Source organism: Streptomyces iconiensis, from assembly GCF_028657195.3.
Classification (GTDB): Bacteria; Actinomycetota; Actinomycetes; order Streptomycetales; family Streptomycetaceae; genus Streptomyces; species Streptomyces iconiensis.
In genome coordinates, this window is sequence record NZ_JANCPR020000010.1 from 203473 (window position 1) to 220551 (window position 17079).

At 72.3% G+C, this 17079-nt stretch carries 19 protein-coding genes; 8 read left to right on the plus strand and 11 right to left on the minus strand.

The window, feature by feature from the left end; all coding sequences use genetic code 11:
• The first annotated feature begins 2 nt into the window (after positions 1 to 2).
• Genes NMN56_RS12865 through NMN56_RS12875 form a run of 3 tightly spaced genes read left to right on the plus strand, consistent with a single transcriptional unit; the run spans position 3 to position 2988 of the window.
• The gene (locus NMN56_RS12865) at positions 3 to 1001 is read left to right on the plus strand and encodes a glycosyltransferase family 9 protein (RefSeq protein ID WP_274040533.1); all 999 of its coding nucleotides are present in this window, start codon (positions 3 to 5) and stop codon (positions 999 to 1001) included.
• Positions 998 to 2044, plus strand: a complete 1047-nt coding sequence (locus tag NMN56_RS12870; RefSeq protein ID WP_274040180.1) for a glycosyltransferase family 2 protein — start codon at positions 998 to 1000, stop codon at positions 2042 to 2044. The genes NMN56_RS12865 and NMN56_RS12870 overlap by 4 nt, the downstream gene beginning before the upstream one ends.
• A gap of 47 nt (positions 2045 to 2091) precedes the next feature.
• Positions 2092 to 2988 (plus strand): glycosyltransferase family 2 protein, encoded by an 897-nt coding sequence (locus NMN56_RS12875; protein WP_274040534.1) that lies wholly within the window; start codon positions 2092 to 2094, stop codon positions 2986 to 2988.
• A gap of 103 nt (positions 2989 to 3091) precedes the next feature.
• Here NMN56_RS12875 and NMN56_RS12880 read toward each other — a convergent pair whose 3' ends face one another.
• Positions 3092 to 3811 carry a GntR family transcriptional regulator gene (locus NMN56_RS12880; protein WP_274040535.1) on the minus strand — a complete coding sequence of 240 codons (720 nt, stop codon included), beginning with the start codon at positions 3809 to 3811 and terminating at the stop codon, positions 3092 to 3094.
• Positions 3812 to 3953: 142 nt separating this feature from the next.
• On the opposite strand from NMN56_RS12880, the gene NMN56_RS12885 reads away from it, so the two are divergent.
• Positions 3954 to 4958 carry a Gfo/Idh/MocA family protein gene (locus NMN56_RS12885; protein WP_274040181.1) on the plus strand — a complete coding sequence of 335 codons (1005 nt, stop codon included), beginning with the start codon at positions 3954 to 3956 and terminating at the stop codon, positions 4956 to 4958.
• A gap of 72 nt (positions 4959 to 5030) precedes the next feature.
• Here NMN56_RS12885 and NMN56_RS12890 read toward each other — a convergent pair whose 3' ends face one another.
• The 7 genes from NMN56_RS12890 to NMN56_RS12925 form a co-directional block, all read right to left on the minus strand.
• Positions 5031 to 5546 (minus strand): GNAT family N-acetyltransferase, encoded by a 516-nt coding sequence (locus tag NMN56_RS12890; protein ID WP_274040182.1) that lies wholly within the window; start codon positions 5544 to 5546, stop codon positions 5031 to 5033.
• A 126-nt stretch (positions 5547 to 5672) separates the two neighbouring features.
• Positions 5673 to 6902 (minus strand): cytochrome P450 family protein, encoded by a 1230-nt coding sequence (locus NMN56_RS12895; protein WP_274040183.1) that lies wholly within the window; start codon positions 6900 to 6902, stop codon positions 5673 to 5675.
• Between the two features lie 70 nt (positions 6903 to 6972).
• A complete protein-coding gene (locus NMN56_RS12900; RefSeq protein WP_274040184.1) occupies positions 6973 to 7632 on the minus strand; it encodes a bifunctional 4-hydroxy-2-oxoglutarate aldolase/2-dehydro-3-deoxy-phosphogluconate aldolase in 660 nt (219 codons plus the stop codon).
• A gap of 35 nt (positions 7633 to 7667) precedes the next feature.
• Positions 7668 to 8597, minus strand: coding sequence for a sugar kinase (locus NMN56_RS12905; protein ID WP_274040185.1), 930 nt, complete (start codon positions 8595 to 8597; stop codon positions 7668 to 7670).
• Positions 8598 to 8882: 285 nt separating this feature from the next.
• Complete coding sequence (locus tag NMN56_RS12910) at positions 8883 to 9338, minus strand: guanyl-specific ribonuclease (RefSeq protein WP_274040186.1); 456 nt, start codon at positions 9336 to 9338, stop codon at positions 8883 to 8885.
• Positions 9339 to 9494: 156 nt separating this feature from the next.
• Positions 9495 to 9710 (minus strand): DUF397 domain-containing protein, encoded by a 216-nt coding sequence (locus NMN56_RS12915; protein ID WP_274040187.1) that lies wholly within the window; start codon positions 9708 to 9710, stop codon positions 9495 to 9497.
• 252 nt (positions 9711 to 9962) lie between these two features.
• A complete protein-coding gene (locus NMN56_RS12925; RefSeq protein ID WP_274040188.1) occupies positions 9963 to 11144 on the minus strand; it encodes a helix-turn-helix transcriptional regulator in 1182 nt (393 codons plus the stop codon).
• Between the two features lie 240 nt (positions 11145 to 11384).
• Between NMN56_RS12925 and NMN56_RS12930 the strand changes: the two genes are divergently transcribed.
• Together NMN56_RS12930 and NMN56_RS12935 are read left to right on the plus strand one after the other, a co-directional pair.
• Positions 11385 to 11576 (plus strand): hypothetical protein, encoded by a 192-nt coding sequence (locus NMN56_RS12930; protein WP_274040189.1) that lies wholly within the window; start codon positions 11385 to 11387, stop codon positions 11574 to 11576.
• Between the two features lie 67 nt (positions 11577 to 11643).
• Entirely contained in the window at positions 11644 to 11832 is a 189-nt protein-coding gene (locus NMN56_RS12935; protein WP_274040190.1) for a hypothetical protein, read from the plus strand.
• Between the two features lie 126 nt (positions 11833 to 11958).
• Here NMN56_RS12935 and alc read toward each other — a convergent pair whose 3' ends face one another.
• Together alc and allB are read right to left on the minus strand one after the other, a co-directional pair.
• Positions 11959 to 13089 carry an allantoicase gene (alc, locus tag NMN56_RS12940; RefSeq protein ID WP_274040191.1) on the minus strand — a complete coding sequence of 377 codons (1131 nt, stop codon included), beginning with the start codon at positions 13087 to 13089 and terminating at the stop codon, positions 11959 to 11961.
• A complete protein-coding gene (gene allB, locus NMN56_RS12945) occupies positions 13086 to 14432 on the minus strand; it encodes an allantoinase AllB (protein WP_274040192.1) in 1347 nt (448 codons plus the stop codon). Before allB ends, alc begins: the two co-directional genes overlap by 4 nt.
• Positions 14433 to 14681: 249 nt before the next feature.
• On the opposite strand from allB, the gene NMN56_RS12950 reads away from it, so the two are divergent.
• Positions 14682 to 15536, plus strand: coding sequence for an IclR family transcriptional regulator (locus tag NMN56_RS12950; RefSeq protein ID WP_274040193.1), 855 nt, complete (start codon positions 14682 to 14684; stop codon positions 15534 to 15536).
• A 60-nt stretch (positions 15537 to 15596) separates the two neighbouring features.
• Here NMN56_RS12950 and NMN56_RS12955 read toward each other — a convergent pair whose 3' ends face one another.
• Positions 15597 to 15887, minus strand: a complete 291-nt coding sequence (locus NMN56_RS12955; RefSeq protein ID WP_274040536.1) for a DUF5955 family protein — start codon at positions 15885 to 15887, stop codon at positions 15597 to 15599.
• Between the two features lie 356 nt (positions 15888 to 16243).
• Between NMN56_RS12955 and NMN56_RS12960 the strand changes: the two genes are divergently transcribed.
• Positions 16244 to 16906: a nucleotidyltransferase family protein gene (locus tag NMN56_RS12960; RefSeq protein WP_274040194.1), complete on the plus strand. Its 663-nt coding sequence runs from the start codon at positions 16244 to 16246 to the stop codon at positions 16904 to 16906.
• Positions 16907 to 17079: the final 173 nt, after the last annotated feature.

A 17079-nucleotide genomic window follows, 5' to 3' on the forward strand; every position in this document is an offset into this window, starting at 1 on the left:
GCGTGCCGGTCCGGACGCCCGTGCCGCAGCGGCCTGATCCGGCGTACGGGCCCGCACGGCTGCTCGTCCTGCGCGCGCTCGGCCTCGGCGACCTGCTCACCGGGGTCCCCGCGCTGCGGGCGCTGCGCCGCGCCTTCCCCGGGCACGAGACCGTGCTCGCCGCACCGGCGGCGCTCGCGCCCGTCGTGCGGCTGACCGGAGCCGTCGACACCCTGCTGCCCGCCGAGGCGCAGGACCGGGGCGTTCCCGCGCGGCTGCCGTGGGAGGGCACGCCGCCCGACCTCGCCGTCGACCTGCACGGCAGCAGCGCCGAGAGCCACCGCCCCCTCCTCGCGCTCCGGCCGGGCAGGACGCTGGGGTTCGCGGACCCCGAGACGCCGGAGGTGGCGGGCCCGCCCTGGTACGCGGAAGAGCACGAACGCGACCGCTGGTGCAGGCTGTTGGAGGCGTACGGCATCCACGCCGACGCCGGTGACCTCCTGCTGGAGCGGCCTTCCACACCCTCGCCCGCACCGGGCGCCGTCGTCGTGCACCCCGGTGCCGGCGCCCCCTCCAGGCGCTGGCCGCCCGACCGGTACGTGGCCGTGACACGGGCCCTGCTGCGCGCGGGCCACCGGGTCGCCGTCACCGCCGATCCGGGCGAGGCACGGCTGGCCCGCGAGATCGCGGAGGCGGCCGGTGTGGCCCCCGAGGACGACTTCGGCGGACGCCTGGGTCTCGGCGAGCTGACGGCACTGGTCGGCGAGGCGTCCGCCGTCCTCAGCGGGGACACGGGGCCCGCACACCTCGCGGTCGCCTGCGCCACTCCCTCCGTCACGCTCTTCGGGCCTGTCGCACCCCGGCTGTGGGGCCCACCGCCCGGCGGTCGCCATGCCGCGCTGTGGCACGAGGGCCCGCCGGGCGACCCGCACGGCCCGTACCCCGACCCGCGGCTCCTGCGCATCGAACCGCGGGAGGTACTGGACGCGCTCGCCCGCCTCCCGGAGGTGCAGCCCTCATGACACCCAGGCCCCAGCGCGACCCGCGCTCCGGCGGCCCCGCCGGTACGGGCGGCACAGGCGAAACGGACCGGCCTGAAGGCAGCATCGGCGCACCCACGCGGCGAGGCGGTGCGGGGCCCCGCGTCGGCGTCGTCATCGCGACCCGCGACCGGGCCGACAGCCTCGCCGCCACCCTGCGCCGCCTCCTCTCCCTGCCGGAGCGGCCCCCGGTGCTGGTGGTGGACAACGGCTCCACCGACCACACCCGTACGATGCTCGCCGCGCGCTTCCCCGGCGTACACCTGCACGCACTGCCGCAGAACGCGGGAGCCCTCGCGCGCAACGACGGCGTACGCCTGCTCGGCACGCCGTATGTGGCCTTCAGCGACGACGACTCGTGGTGGGCGCCCGGCTCCCTGGACCGCGCGGCCGACCTGCTGGACGCACATCCGCGGCTGGGGCTCGTGTCAGCCAGGACGCTCGTGGGGCCCGGCGAACTCCCCGACCCGCTCAACGAGGTGCTCGCCGCCTCGCCGCTCGCCGACAGCCGGCTCACCGACCAGCCGGAAGCCACGGGAGAGCCGCCGCCGGGGCCCCGGGTGCTGGGCTTTCTCGGCTGCGCCGCCGTGGTGCGCAGGAGCGCGTTCCTGGAGGCCGGTGGCTACCATCCGCTGCTCTTCTTCGGCGCCGAGGAGACCCTGCTCGCCTACGACCTGGCAGCGCGCGGCTGGGAGCTGCGGCACTGCCCCCAGGTCACCGCGCACCACCAGCCCGCCGCGCACGAACGCCCGGGCCGCGACGCGCTGGTACGCCGCAACGCGCTGCTGACCGCCTGGCTGCGCCGCCCGCTCCCGCTGGCACTGGCCCGTACGCGTGCGCTGGCACGGGATGCGGTGCGCGACACCGAGGCGCGCACGGCGCTGGCCGGTGTGCTCGCCCGGTTGCCCGCCGCGCTCAGGGCCCGCGCCCCGCTGCCGGGCTCCGTCGAGCACGCGGCCCGCCTCCTGGACGGCGGCGCACTCCCCGGCAGGCCAGGCGTACCGGAGAAGGCGGTGCCTTCATGACCGGCCCCGCCGGCACCGCCGATCTCACCGGACCAACCGGCCCCGCCGTGCCCGACTCCCGTACGACGGTCGTCGTCATCACCCACAACCGGCGTGCCGAACTGCTGCGCACGCTCGGGCTGTTGGCCGAACTGCCCGAGCGTCCGCGCGTGATCGTCACCGACAACGGCTCGACGGACGGCACGGCGGACGATGTCGCGCGGCTCCATCCGGACGTGCTGCTGCTCACCCCGGGCCGCAACCTCGGCGCCGTGGGCCGGAACCTGGCGGTACGTCATGTCGGCACCCCGTACGTGGCCTTCTGTGACGACGACTCGTGGTGGGAGCCGGGATCGCTGGCCAAGGCGGCCGACCTGCTCGACAGGCACCGCTCGCTGGGTGCCGTGACCGCGCGCATCGTGGTGGAGCCCGACGGCACCGAGGACCCGGTGGTGGCCGAGCTGCGCAACTCGCCGCTGCCGACGCCCGAGTGGCTTCCGGGCCCCGCGCTCGGCTCGTTCCTCGCCGCAGCCACCTGCCTGCGGACCCGCGCCTTCCGCGAAGCGGGCGGCTTCTCGCAGCGCCTGTGGCTCGGCGGCGAAGAGGAGCTGCTGGCCACCGACATGGCCACCCGTGGCTGGTGGCTGGCGTACGCGGAAGACCTCACCGTGCACCACGCGCCCTCCGCCCTGCGGGACCCCACGGAGCGCCGTGTGCACGGGCTGCGGAACACGCTGTGGTTCACGTGGCTGCGGCGCCCCCTCTTCCCCGCCCTGCGCCGCACCCTGTATCTGGCGCGCACCGTGCCCCGCGACACCGCGAGCCTGCGCGCCGCCGGCCAGGCGCTCGCCGCGCTGCCGTGGGTGCTGCGCGAGCGGCGGGCCGTTCCGCCCACCGTCGAACGGAACCTGCGGCTTCTGGAGACCGCACGCCGCCACTCGGCAGCACGCAGCTACGTCGGCTGAACGGCCACCGGTCGAGGCGTCACCGGCCGAAGCGTCCGCGGCTGAAGCATCGCCGGTCGGAGCATCGCCGCTCGAAGCGTCACCGGCCGAACCGCCGCGCCCCTCAATGCCGTACGAGGAGCTGGAACTCGAACGCGTAGCGCGTGGCGCGGTAGAGGTGGGAGCCGTACTCGACCGCGCGGCCCGTGTCGTCGTAGGTGGTGCGCTGCATCGTGAGCAGCGCGGCTCCCTCGGTCTCCCCCAGAAGCTCCGCCTCCTGCGGGGCGGCGACGCGCGCGCCGACGGCCTGGCGCGCGGAGTGCAGGGTCACTCCCGCTCCGCGCATGAGCCGGTAGAGGCCGGTCGTCTCCAGCGCCCCGTTCTCCAGGGAGAGCAGGTCGAGGGGAAGGTGGTTGCGCAGACGGGCCATGGGCTCGCCGTGGGTGAGCCTGAGCCGCTCGACGAGCCGTACCTCCGTGCCCTCGGGAACGGCGAGCGCCGCTGCGACCTCCGCCGTCGCCTCTTCCGTCTCGTAGCGCAGGACACGTGTGGCGGGGCGCTGGCCCGCCGCCTCCAAGTCGTCGTAGAGACTGCTGAGTTCGAGGGGGCGCTTCACCTGGCTGTGCACCACCTGCGTGCCGATGCCGCGGCGCCGTACCAGCAGGCCCTTGTCGACGAGGGACTGGATGGCCTGACGGACCGTGGGGCGGGACAGGCCCAGGCGTCCCGCGAGGTCGATCTCATTGCCGAGCAGGCTTCCGGGCGCGAGCTTTCCGCGCTCGATGGCGGACTCAAGCTGCTGAGAGAGCTGGAAGTACAGCGGTACCGGGCTGGCACGGTCCACGCTGAGCTGGAGGTCCACCGGATCATTCTTGGCCACGGGGGGAGCGTAGTGCTCTCGCGTGCCGTCGGAAACCGTACGTTCGATTGTCAGGACGAAACGACAACACATTGACAGGGCCGTGCGTCGGGGCCAGCGTAGGTCCATGCGCATCGGACTCATCGGCACCGGCAGGATCGGCACCCTTCACGCCCGTACGCTCAGCGCACACCCAGAGGTGACCGAGCTGGTGGTGACCGACGCCGACGCGATGCGCGCCGTGGAGGTCGCAGCCGCGCTGGACGCCACCTCCGTGCCGACCGTCTCCGACCTGTTCTCGCTGGACATCCACGCCGTGGTGATCGCCTCGGCGACAGCCTCGCACGCGGAGTTGATCCGCACGGCCGCCGCGCACGGGCTGCCCGTCTTCTGCGAGAAGCCCATCGCGCTGGACCTGCAGGGCACCCGCGAGGCGCTGCGCGCCGTCGAGGCCGCGGGGACCCTCCTCCAGATCGGTTTCATGCGCCGTTTCGACGCGGGCTACGTGGCGGCGCGGCAGGCGGTCCTCACCGGCCGCCTGGGACGGCTGCACACCGTACGCGCCCTCACCTCGGACCCGGCGCCGCCGCCCGCCGCTTATCTGCCGCACTCGGGCGGCCTCTACCGCGACTGCCTGGTGCACGACTTCGACGCGGTGCGCTGGGTGACGGGCCGCGAGATCGTCTCGGTGTACGCGACGGGGTCCGACGCGGGCCCCGCGATGTTCCGCGAGGCGGGCGACGTGGACACCGCCGCCGCGCTGCTCACCCTGGACGACGGCACGCTGTGCACGGCGACGGCGACGCGGGTGAACGGCGCGGGGTACGACGTGCGGATGGAACTGGCCGGTGAGCTGGACCAGTTCGCCGTCGGGCTCGACGCGCGTACGCCGATCACGTCGCTGGAGCCCGGCGCTCCCCCGCCGCCCGACAAGCCGTGGCCCGGCTTCCTCGACCGTTTCGGCCCGGCGTACGAGGCGGAGATCGCGGCGTTCGTGCGCGTGCTGCGGGACGAGATCCCCAACCCGTGCGACGGCGAGGAGGCACTCGCCGCGCTGCTCGCGGCCGAGGCGTGCGAGGAGTCCCGCAGCACGGGCCGCCCCGTCGCGCTGGAGGCGCTCTCTCCCGCGTGAGGCGGTCGGAGAAAAGGCGCTGAGGCGCCGCTCCCACTGGCCGGGGGACGAGGCGGCGCCGCTCCCGCACCGCTACGGGCGTGCGGGTCCCGGGTACAGGGACTTGACCATGAAGATGCACGCGTCGGCGACCCGGTGTGTGATCCCGGCGCCGTCCTCGTAGGACCAGCAGTCGAGGTAGGGCGTGGAGGGCTGGTAGCCGAGGCGGCGGTACAGGGCGCTGGCGCGCGGGTTGTTCTTCTCGACGCCGAGGCCGACGGTGGCGCACTCCCGCGCCGAGACGAGGTCTTCGGCCTCACGGATGAGGCCCGTGCCGATCCCCTGGGAGCGCAGGGTCTCGGGCCAGACCCCGAGCCCGTTGATCTCGGGACAGCCGGGGTGCACGGCCCGTACCTCGGGCGCGGCGCACCCCTCCCAGCGGACCTCGCAGCTGCCGACGGGGCGATCACCGTCCCAGGCCACGAGGAAGGTTCCCGTTCCCTCGCGGTGCCGGGCGTAGCGGAGGCTGTGCAGTGAGGTGGCGCCCCGGAAAGGCATGTGGCGGTCGAGCAGTTCGACATCTTCTTCCCGGCACTCGCTGATCCTCATGTCCGTAGCCTAGATACCTCTCCCGAGGGCTCAGCAGGGTGACGGGGGTTCGAGAACGGAACGAAATATTCCGGCAGTTCGGGCCCACACGTCGAGCAAAGCGCCTGGTCGGAGCGGTGCCGGCGGTCAGCCGAACCGTACGGGCAGGCCGGTGACCCCGCGCATCAGCAGCCCCTCGCGCCATCGCAGCGAGTCGGGGTGCGCGTCGAGTTCCAGCTTCGGCGCCCGCTCCAGCAGCCGTTCGAAGGCGATACGGGCCTCCATCCGGGCCAGCGGGGCGCCCAGGCAGAAGTGGATGCCGTGGCCGAACGCGAGATGCCCTCGTGTCTCGCGCCTGATGTCGAAGCGGTCGGGGTCGGGGAAGCGCTCCGGGTCGCGGTCGGCGTCGGCGAGCACGGGCAGCACGAGCTGCCCGTCGCCGGGTATCACCGTGCCGCCGACCTCGATGGGCGCCGTCGTGAACCGGTAGGTGCTCACCTCGACGGGGCCGTCGTAGCGCAGCATCTCCTCCACGGCGCCCTCGATCAGCGAGGGGTCGGCACGCAGCGCGGCGAGCTGGTCGGGGTGGCGCAGCAGCGCGAGGGTGCCGTTGGCGAGCAGGCTGACGGTCGTCTCGTAACCGGCGATGAGCAACAGCCACGCCATGCCGAGCAGTTCGTCGGAGGAGAGCTGGTCGCCGTCCTCGTCGCTGGTGCGCACGAGCGCGCCGAGCAGATCGTCGCCGGGGTCCTCACGGCAGCGTTCCAGGAGCTGGACGAGATAGCCGCCGAGCGTGCGTACCGAGGTCGCCTTCTGGTCGGCGGGCGCGGTGCCCAGCACCTCGTCGGACCAGGCACGGAAGCGTTCGCGGTCCAGGGAAGGTACGCCCAGCAGCTCGCAGATGACGGAGATCGGCAGCGGGAAGGCGAGCGACTCCACGAGATCGGCACGCCCGTCGGGGCGCGCGAGCATGGCGTCGAGCAGCGCGTCGGTGATCTCCCGCACCCGGGGTTCCAGAGCCGCGACCCGGCGCGGGGTGAACTCCTTGGCGATCAGCTTGCGCAGCCGTGTGTGGTCGGGCGGGTCGGCGACCAGCATGTGCGTCCCCGCCGAGACGACGTTGGTTCCCGCCTCGGGCGAGGCGTTGGCCCACGCCTTGGAGAGGCGCTCGTCGCCGAGCAGGTCGCGCACGGCCCGGTGTCCGACGACGAGCCAGGCCAGTGGCCCTTCCGGGGTGCGGACGCGGTGCACGGGGCCGCGCGCTCGCAGAGCCGCGTAGACCGGGTACGGGTCGCGGGAGAAGCGCTCTCCCATCGCCGCCAGATCGACAATGCCGTGCTCGTCCGCCGTGGTGTCCACGACACTGTGGTCAGCCATACGGGCGATGCTACGGAGGCGCTCGCGGAAGCCCTCGTTCAGCGGCGGCTTTCGGCCAAGGCGCGCACGGTCAGCCGTGCCGCCGTGACCCGGGGCGCGCTGCGGCGGGTACGGCGTCCTCAAGCCGCTGGAGCAGTTCGGAGACCCGCTTGGCGACCGTCTCGCGGTCGCCCTCGGTGAGCGCCGAACCCATGCCGCAGGCGACGGCGCCGGCCGCGATCCAGTCGGGCGCGCTCTCGACGGTGATGCCGCCGGTCGGCAGCACGGGCGCCTGCGGCAGCGCGGCCCGTACGTCCCGCAGCCAGCCGGGGCCGTAGCCGGAGGCGGGGAAGAGCTTGAGTGCGTCGGCGCCCAGTTCCAGGGCGCGCAGCATCTCGGTGGGGCTGGCGACGCCGGGGAAGACGGGTATCCCGTAGCGGTGTCCCGTGCGTATCACCTCGGGGTCGAGGCCGGGCGAGACGAGGAAGCGGGCGCCCGCGTCGACCGCGAGCCGTGCCGAGGGTGCGTCGAGTACCGTGCCGGCGCCGATGATCGAGTCGTCGCCGGTCTCGCGGCGCAGCGTACTGATCGCCTCCAGCGCGAACGGTGTGGTCAGCGAGATCTCCAGGCTGGTGATTCCGGCGCCGAGCAGCGCGTCGGCCGCGGCCGTCGCCTTCTCGTAACTCTCAGCCCGCACGATGGCGAAGACGCGCTGTTCGAGCGCGGACCGGGTGATCTCCCAGCGGTACACGGCAAGTTCGCCGCCTCTCTGTTGTTCTGTGGGTGTCAGCGGTGCACCGGGTCGGTGCCCCGGACAAAGGTGTTGAGGGCGCGGTCGCGGGCAGCGGCCGTGGGCAGTCCGTCGGTGTCGCCCGGCGCCTGGACGACCAGGGCCGCCACACACGCCGCTTCGGCGAGCGCCTGCGGCTGGTCGAGTCCGCGCAGCCGTGCGGACAGCCAGCCGGCGGCGAACGCGTCGCCCGCGCCGACGGGGTCGGCGACGGGCACGTCGAAGGGCTGCTGTGTCCACTGCCCCTCGGCGCTGTGGGCGACCGCGCTGTGGTCGCGCCGTTTGACCACGACGGTACGCGCACGGCCGAGGGTCAGCAGGGCCTTCGCGCTTTCCTCGGGTCCCGCGCCGAGCAGCAGCTCCAGTTCGTCCTCGCCCGCCAGGACGAAGTCGGCCTCGCGCAGCAGCGGGCCCACGGTCCTTATCCAGTCGTGGTCGGTCCCGAGCTTGCGGCGGACGTTGGGGTCGAAGGAGACGGCGGCACCCGCCTGTCTCGCGCGCTCGATGAGCGCGTGCGTGGCCTGTTCCGCCTGTTCGGAGAGCATCGGTGTGATCCCCGTGACATGCACGACCCGTACGCCGGCGAGCGCCTCGGCGGTGATCTGCGCGGGGCTCAGGAGCGAGGCGGCCGATCCGGTGCGGTAGTACTGGACGTCGATGGAGCGCCGGGGGTGGCTGTCGCGCATCAGCAGGCCCGTGGGGGACTCGGGGTCCATCTCGGCGCAGGAGACGTCGACTCCGTCGGCGCGCAGCTCCCGCAGTACGGCCTCGCCCGCCGGGTCGTCGCCGACCCGGCCGATCCAGCGTGCCCAGTGTCCGAGCCGCGCGAGACCCGCGGCGACATTGGATTCCGCGCCTGCCACGGAACGGCGGAAGTGCGTGGCACGTTCCAGTGGCAGGCCCGGTTCAGCCAGCATCAAAAGCATGGCCTCACCGCACGTAACCGCCTCCGGGCCGTTTCTCACCGGTAACTCCCCATATCTACCGCCGATGCATCACTCTCTGTGGGGAACGTTACCCGCTCACGACCACAAAGCCACCCCCGGGAGCCTCTCCCCTTGCGCGAAACGGAAGTTGGCGGCCCATCGGGGGCCGCCAAGGAGAGTGGGAAGAAGGACGTTACACGCACGGGCAAGGCCGCCGCCCCACCGAGGGGACGGCGGCCCTGGCACGCCGCGCTGTCAGGCGCTGTCAGGCGCTGTCAGGCGCTGTCAGCAGGAGTGGTCGACGAGGTCGAAGGACTCGTAGTGGTCGGCGGTGTAGTAGTCCTCCTGCTGCTTGTCGCCGGTCACGATGCGCCGCGCGCCCCGGTCGTCGGAGCCCGGCGTCTCGACGGTGTACTCGTGGTAATACCCCTCCTGCTGGTCCGGCAGGATGCCCTCACGGTTCTGGAAGACGGTGCCGTCCTGCGGGTACGGGTAGGGGCCGCCCTGCTCGATCAGGTCCAGCGTCTCGTGGGCCTCGGGCGGCAGCTTGGAGTGACAGATCTCGCCGACGTCGGCCTGACCGACTGCGGACGCCGACGCGGGCGCTGTCGCGGTGATCGCGGCGTGGGAGGTGGGGGCTGTGGTCGCGGACGCCGTCGTGAGGGCGGGCCCGCCGACGAGCAGAGCGGCGGCGAGCGCACCCAGCGCGCCGGCGCGCGCGATACGTGGGGGGAATCTCATGCCCCCCATGGTGACGCGCGTAGATGACATGTCAACGCCAAGTCCCGGAATTTTCCCCGCCGTTCACGGAGGGGGCCGTTGGCACGCGCGCCTGCGGCTGGCGCCCAGACAGCAGTGAACCCCCGGCAAGTGCCGGGGGTCGCACCGCGTGAGAGGTCAGATGGTGCCGTTCCGCACAGCGCCGGTGAACGCGGCGAACGCCTCCACACCGAAGGTGAGCACGGGACCGTCGACGTCCTTGGAGTCACGGACGGGGACACTTCCGGGGAACCCGTCGAAGACCTCCAGGCAGTTGCCGTTGCTCGCGCCGCTGTAGCTGGACTTACGCCATGCAACCGGCGCCGGCGCGTCATGGGTGTCAATGCCGTGCATGCTCGTACTCCTCTGCAACAGCCCTGATCAGGGCTAGTGACTCCTGATGTGACAGGGCATCGCCCTGAAGGCCCAAGTGGTAGGCAGCCACGGGCCGTTCGGCACGGTCACAGCAGCCGGGACGGCAGGGAGTCATCCCTTCCCGGGACCGGCGGCGCCATGTCTCCGAAGCACCGGGCAGCCTCAACGGTGGCGGTGCGCGGACAGCAGTGAACCCCGACACACATGCGGGGGTTCACACCAGGCGAGAGGTCAGAAGGTGTACGGGCCCTCCTCCAGGCCCTTTTTGATCTCGCACAGTACGTCTCGCACGTCCCCCGGGAGACCTTCCGCCGACAAGCCGCCAGCGATCACGCGCTCCAAGTTGTCCCGCGTGACCACCGACGCGATCTCGGTCACCGCCGGCAAGAAGGACTCCGCTGTCTCACGCGCGTCCGCCCACGCTCCCACCGACAAGAAGCAGTCGATGAGCCATACCGATGCGGCGATCCCGTACCCGACGTGCGGCCCGTTCCGCTCGTCCGTCGCACGCTGGAGGACCGGAATCGCTTCGGCCCAGCTCCCTACGACGCTGAGTACGCGTCCGTGCTGCCTGTCGATCTCCCGTTCCGACACCCACCAGGCCCACTCAGGCGCATCGGTGGGCGCGCACTCCTGCAACAGCGAGCGAGCGCGGGCGAACGACTCGCGGCAGCGAGGATCGCCCGCACGCCCGAGACCCTGCCCCTCACGGGCTCGGAACAGGGCCTCGACGCGTGGGTTCAAGCAGCCTCTTTCGATCACGGCCTGAGCAATCGAAAGCTCCTCGCGCGGTCGGCCCGTCCATCCGGCGAGCAGCGCGAGATTCTGCAGGGAGAGCAGCTCGATCCCCCGGTCACCGGACACCTGAGCCAGAAACAGCGCCTCCTGGCTGAACCGGCGGCTGTCCTTGAACCGCCCCCCGCTGAACAGCGCCCACCCGGCGATTTCGGCCAGCTCAGCCGCCGCCGACTGAATGTCACGTTCGTTCCGCGTGCCGAATTCCCCGTTGCCCAAACGACGATGGACCGTCTTGAACGCACGCGCTGCGGTCTCCGCGATCGGCAGCCCGTACATCTCGTTGTCGAGCACGACGAGCCGCTGATTCAGCTCGCGGATCGTTGGGGCCAGTTCGCTGCCCGCCGCTCGGTGCAGGACCGGCAGAGCGGCGGGCGAAGAGAGCGCGGATTCACGGGTCTTCCGCAAGTCCTCAAGGGAAGTACCGAGCGCGACAGCGATCGCGGGCAGCCAGTCGCGGGGCGTCCGCCGACCGGTCTCGTACCGGTAGATGTCCTGCTTGGTCAGCGCGTCGTTGGGCACCCCCGCCGCCCCGCACGCTTCCCGGGCAAGCTTGCCCTGCGTCCAGCCCAAAGCTTCGCGCCGTTGCTTGATGGAATCCCCAACAACCGTGCCCACACGGCCCATTGTGGCCTACTCGGGGCCTACCGCCGGGCTACTCGGGGCCGATCGCCAGAGGGAGCAAAGCGTCACATCCTGAGCACCGTACGTAACTACCTCGCCACCGCACCCGTGCGACCGGCACGGGAACGGATCACCTGAGAGGCAACGGCGCATGGATGACAGGGATGACACGGCTGAGCGCCCACAGGCCACGCAGACGCTGACCGGCCGCCTGCGCTCCTACGGGACGGCAGCGTGAACGGGGACGAACGCGCCAGGGGCGCGGTGGCATCCGCCGTGCGGGACGAGTTGCGCGAGGCGCTGAGGCAAGCGGACGTGCGGGGAGACGTGACCACGGGCGGCAGCACGGGAGCCGTTGTCGTGCGGCTCTCACTCGGAGAGGCCGCGTTGCTCGCGCAGGCGCTCACGTCGGCGACCGATGGCTAGCCGGATGACGCTTCGCGTCGGGACGGTGCGGGCTGACGGGTCGGTGGAGTTCGGGCGGGTGCGCGTCGTGAGTGTCAGCCCTGACCCCACCGTCATGCGGGAGGACGTGTGCCGTTACCCGCCCTGTGCCTGTCCGGAGTGCGGTCCGGGGCTCCGGGAGGGCGACGCCGCCGTGCGCGCGCCCCAGTCGTCCGGAGGCGAAGTGGGCCTGCCCGTACGGGACATGGCGGCACTGTGGGCCCTGTGGCGCGTGTGACGGCGTGCTCACCGTGCGGGCGGGGGCGGGGCCGTCACCGTGCGGGCGCACACGCGCAGGCTCCCGGGGACACGGGCCCCGGGAGCGTGCGGCGTGGGCGTGCGTACCGCTCAGCGAGCGCGGCGGTCAGCTCAGTTCGCGGTGGCGGGCCGTGAGGCGCTTGGTGCCCTCGTCCGTGAGGGAGCCGTGCAGCCGGAGGCGGGCGATGCCGCCGTCGGGGTAGATGTCGCAGCGGACATGGGTGACCGGCGGTGCGTCCTGCAGCAGGAAGCGGTGGACCGTGTCGGGCTGGAGCCGGGTGCGGGGCAGTAGTTCGGTCCACTCCCCCGTCTCGCCGTCGCGGCCGGAGAGCGAGGCCCAGCCGGCCGCGTTGCCCTTGAGGTAGCCCGTGTCGATCTCGACGGCGCGGATGCGGGACTGCTCGACGAGCTGGTGGCGGATCCAGTCCGAGCCCTTGTCGCGGCGGCGGCGCGTCTCCCAGCCGTCGTTCATCTTCTGCGAGCGGCCCGGGTTGATGGTGTTGACCGGCGGCGAGAAGAAGCGGTCCGACGCGTCCTCGACCTGGCCGCCGTTCTCCAGCGCGACCACGTCGAACGTGCCCAGCGCCGCCAGCCACGCGGGGTCGGGCACGACCTCGCCGTGCACGCGGAGGCGGGCGACGCCGCCGTCGGGGTGCTGCTTGACGCGCAGGTGCGTGAAGCGGCGCTCCTCGGTGACGGCGAAGCCGTTCGCCGCGTGCCCTCCGACGGCGGTCCTGGGGACCAGCGTCGTCCACTTCACGTCGTCGGCCAGCAGCTCCTCGGGCGAGGGCGCTCCGGCAACGGACGTGGCCTCGACGGAGACGGCCTGCGGGTAGTTGCCCCGGAAGTGCGCGGTGTCGACGACGATGCCCCGGACGACGCCGGGCGCTCCGAGCCGTACGAGGGCCCAGTCGTGGTCCTCGTCGGTGGGGTGCGGCTGCTCGGCGGAGATGCCGCGCCTGCGGCGGGTCTCCCAGCCGTCCATGATCTTGCCCTTGTGCGCGAACGCGTTCGGGTCGAACTCGGCGCGCTCGGGCTTGAGCAGGTTCTCGCGCTCGGCGAAGAACTCGTCGTTGGCGGCGATGACAGCGGCGCCGAGCCGCCTGTCGGCGAGGTCGGCGAGGTGGGCGAAGGGGAATCCGGCCTCGGGGGCGCGGTAGTCGGCATAGGTGTCCCCGCCGCCGTACGGGCTCGCGTCACCCGTGTAGTGGGGTATCCCTGCGGTCGCCGCTGTCATGCAGTCTTCCTTTCGATCAGTCGTCCGGTCTTCTTCTCTGCGGGAGTCCCGTGGTCCGCGATCCGCTCGCCGCGCAGCCAGGTCGAGCGCACGACGCCGTGCAGCGTCCTGCCCGCGTATGCGGTGACCTGGTTGCGGTGGTGGAGCGATGCGGGGTCCACGGTGAAGGTCTCTTCCGGAGCGAGGACGGCGAAGTCCGCCTCGCACCCGGGGGCGATGGCGCCCTTGCCGGTCATGCCCGCGAGGCGCGCGGGCGCCCGGGACATCCAGCGGGCCACGTCCTCCAGCCCGTGTCCGCGCCGCCTGGCCTCGGTCCAGATGGCGGGCAGGCCCAGCTGGAGGGAGGAGATGCCGCCCCACGCCTGGCCGAAGTCGGGGGTCTTGAGGTCGGCGGTGCACGGCGAGTGGTCCGAGACGACGCAGTCGAGCGTGCCCTCCGAGAGCGCCGCCCACAGCGCGTCCTGGTTCTCCTTCTCGCGGATGGGCGGGCAGCACTTGAACTCGGTCGCGCCGTCCGGGACTTCCTCGGCCGTGAGGGTGAGGAAGTGCGGGCACGTCTCCGCCGTGACCGGCAGGCCCTCGCTCCGCGCGTCGGCGATCAGCGGCAGCGCGTCGCTGGAGGACAGGTGCAGGATGTGAACGCGGGTGCCGTGCTCCCGTGCCAGCTCGATGAGCAGGGCGATGGCGTCGTTCTCGGCAGCGCGGGGACGCGAGGCGAGGAAGTCGGCGTAGGCGGGGCCGCCCTTCTGCGGCGCGGAGGCGAGCCGTCCGGGGTCCTCGGCGTGCACGATGAGCTGCCCGTCGAACGAGGCGATCTCGGCCATCGCGGCGGCGAGTTCCTCCGGGTTCAGCTCGGGGAACTCCTCGACGCCCGAGGGCGAGAGGAAGCACTTGAAGCCGAAGACGCCCGCCTCGTGCAGGCCGCGCAGCTCGCCCACGTTCCCGGGGATGGCGCCGCCCCAGAAGCCCACGTCCATATGGGCCTTGGGCCCGGCGACCTCGCGCTTGACGCGCAGGTGTTCGGCGGTGGTCGTCGGCGGCAGGGAGTTGAGCGGCATGTCGACCAGGGTGGTGATGCCGCCGGCAGCGGCGGCGCGGGTGGCGGTCCAGAAGCCCTCCCACTCGGTGCGCCCGGGATCGTTCACATGGACGTGGGTGTCGACGAGGCCCGGCAGGACGGCGTCGTCGCCGACGTCCTCCAGAACGGCTCCTGGTGGCACCTCGGTGTCGTACGGCAGGACTGCCGCGATCAGTCCGTCGTCGCCGACGGCGACGGAGGCGGGCCGCGCCCCCTCGGGAGTGAGTACGCGCTGTGAGCGCAGGACGAGCCGCACGTCGGACAAACCGACCTCCTTCAACGTTCTGTTGAACGAATCCTCATGCCGGAAGATCGGGCAGTCAAGGGTCGACCCCTTGGAGAAGTCCACAAACTGGAACTAGACTTTCGGCATACAGAAGAAAAATCGCGTCTGGGAGACGGCGCGTGCGGGTACCACCGGCTACAGCGATCACCGGCAGAGCGATCTCTGCCAGGGACCTCCCCCGGGCCCCGATACCATGCGCCTCAACGCAGGCCAGGAAAGGAACGCGACGTGCCGCCGTCCGCAGAGCGCAAGTCCACGGCCGAGGCCACGCAGGCCCACGCCGCAACGGCTCAGGCCGCACCTCCCACACCGGCTGCTCCGGCAGCATCCGGAGGGGTCCAGTCCCTTGAGCGGGCCTTCGACCTGCTGGAGCGGATGGCCGACGCGGGAGGTGAGGTCGGGCTCAGCGAACTGTCGGGCACCAGCGGCCTTCCCCTGCCCACGATCCACCGCCTGATGCGCACCCTCGTCTCCTGCGGCTACGTACGGCAGCAGCCCAACAGGCGCTACGCGCTGGGCCCCCGCCTCATCCGCCTCGGCGAGAGCGCCTCACGGCTGCTCGGCACCTGGGCCCGCCCCTATCTGGCACGCCTTGTCGAGGAGACCGGCGAGACCGCCAACATGGCGCTGCTGGACGGCGACGAGGTCGTGTACGTCGCACAGGTGCCCTCGCGCCACTCCATGCGCATGTTCACCGAGGTCGGCCGGCGCGTGCTGCCGCACTCAACGGGCGTGGGCAAGGTCCTGCTCGCGCACACCCCCGACGAACAGGTACGCGCGCTGCTCGCCCGTACCGGCATGCCGGCGGCGACCGAGAAGACGATCACCACGCCCGACGGCTTCCTTGAGGCGCTGGAGCAGGTACGCGCGAGCGGCTACGCCACGGACGACAACGAGCAGGAGATCGGCGTGCGCTGCATCGCCGTCTCCGTGCCCGACTCCCCCACCGCGGCTGCCCTCTCCATCTCGGGCCCGGCGGGCCGCGTCACGGACGCGGCGACGGACAAGTTCGTACCCCTGCTCCACGAGGTCGCCGTCGATCTGTCGGCCGCGCTGGCGAGCAGCGGGGCTCCGGGTCAGTAACCGGGGTCCGAGGCGGCCGGTCTTCGTCGCGGGTCAGGTACGGCCCGGCCCGGAAGGCGCTCAGCGCGGGGGCGGGCCGCCGAACAGCTCGACCGCGTGCCGCAGTCCGGCCAGCGGCTCGGCGAGCGCGCTCACGGAGCCGAGGGCCGCGCTCACGATCAGGAGGGACTGGCGGAGCGCCGGCACATCGGGGGTGCCGGAGCGCACCATGGCGCCGAGCGCTTCGAGTTGGTCCTCGGCGGCGCCGCGGTCGACCAGCTCGACGGGGTACGCGTCCAGTTCGGCGCGCAGCCTTACGACGGTGGTGCCCAGCGCTTCGACGCGCGGGTCGGGTCCGCTGTCCTCGGGCATGGCATCACGCGGCGTCCCCTCCCGTGGCCCGCGGTCCCGTGGCCCGCGGTCCCGTGAGCCACGCCCTCGTGACGCCGGGTCGCGGGGCGCCGGGTCGCGGCGCTCCCCCACCGTTCCGATCGTGTCCACCGTCTCGCTCTGCACGTTCTCCCCCCACATGGGGTGACGGGCACCCTCATGGATCCTTAAGTACCGGTTTCCTCCACGGAGTTGGTCGGACCCCTCAGAGGTTTGCACAGTAAACGCCACTCTCTGCTTGCCGCGCCATACGGAACGCGAGATTTCGGGGTGCTTTTGCCCACGCTCATCCCCAGGGAGGAGAGGTCCGTCCACCCCACGTGCGATATCCATGGCATATGGCACGTATCGACCGGGACCAGACCGGGGCAGCACCCTCTCACCCCGCCGCCGAACCCCCCGCCGGCGAACTTCCCGTCGCGGGGCTCCTTCTCGCGGCAGGCGGCGGGCGGCGGCTGGGCGGGCGCCCCAAGGCGCTGCTTCAGCACGCCGGGCGGCCCCTTGTGGAACACGCGGTGCGGGTGCTGCGCGAAGGGGGATGCGAGCAGGTCTACGTGGTCCTCGGCGCGGCCCGCGAGGATGTAAGGGCCAGGGCACGGCTCGACGGATGCGTCCTCGTGGACAACCCGGACTGGGCCCAGGGCATGGGCACTTCGCTGTGCGCGGGCCTGGAGCGGATGACGCGGGACGGGGCAGCGGGCGCCGCGCTCGTCTCCCTCGTCGACCAGCCGGGCATCGGCGCCGGGGCCGTGGCGCGCGTACGGGCCGCACACACGTCCCCCGGCTCGCTCGCCGCCGCCTCCTACGAGGGGAGGCGCGGCCACCCCGTTCTCTTCGGGGCGCGGCACTGGCCCGGCGTGCTGGCGAGCGCACACGGGGACGTGGGGGCCCGTGCCTATCTCGGCGGACACGGGGACGACCTCGCGCTCATCGAGTGCGGGGACATCGCCGACCTGGGGGACATCGACACCCCGGAGGATCTCGCGCGGCTGGCGCCGTAATGGGGCACGGCCAGCTCCGTAGCGGCCCGCACACGCCCCGTAAAAACCGGACGCATGGCGGCACTTGGTGGGTGGCACCCCGGGCCAGTGGAGCGTTCGGAAACGGCGTGAGAGATATCTCGACGTCAACAAAGTATTGAAGTTCCACTATGAGGAAACTAATCTCCACTGAT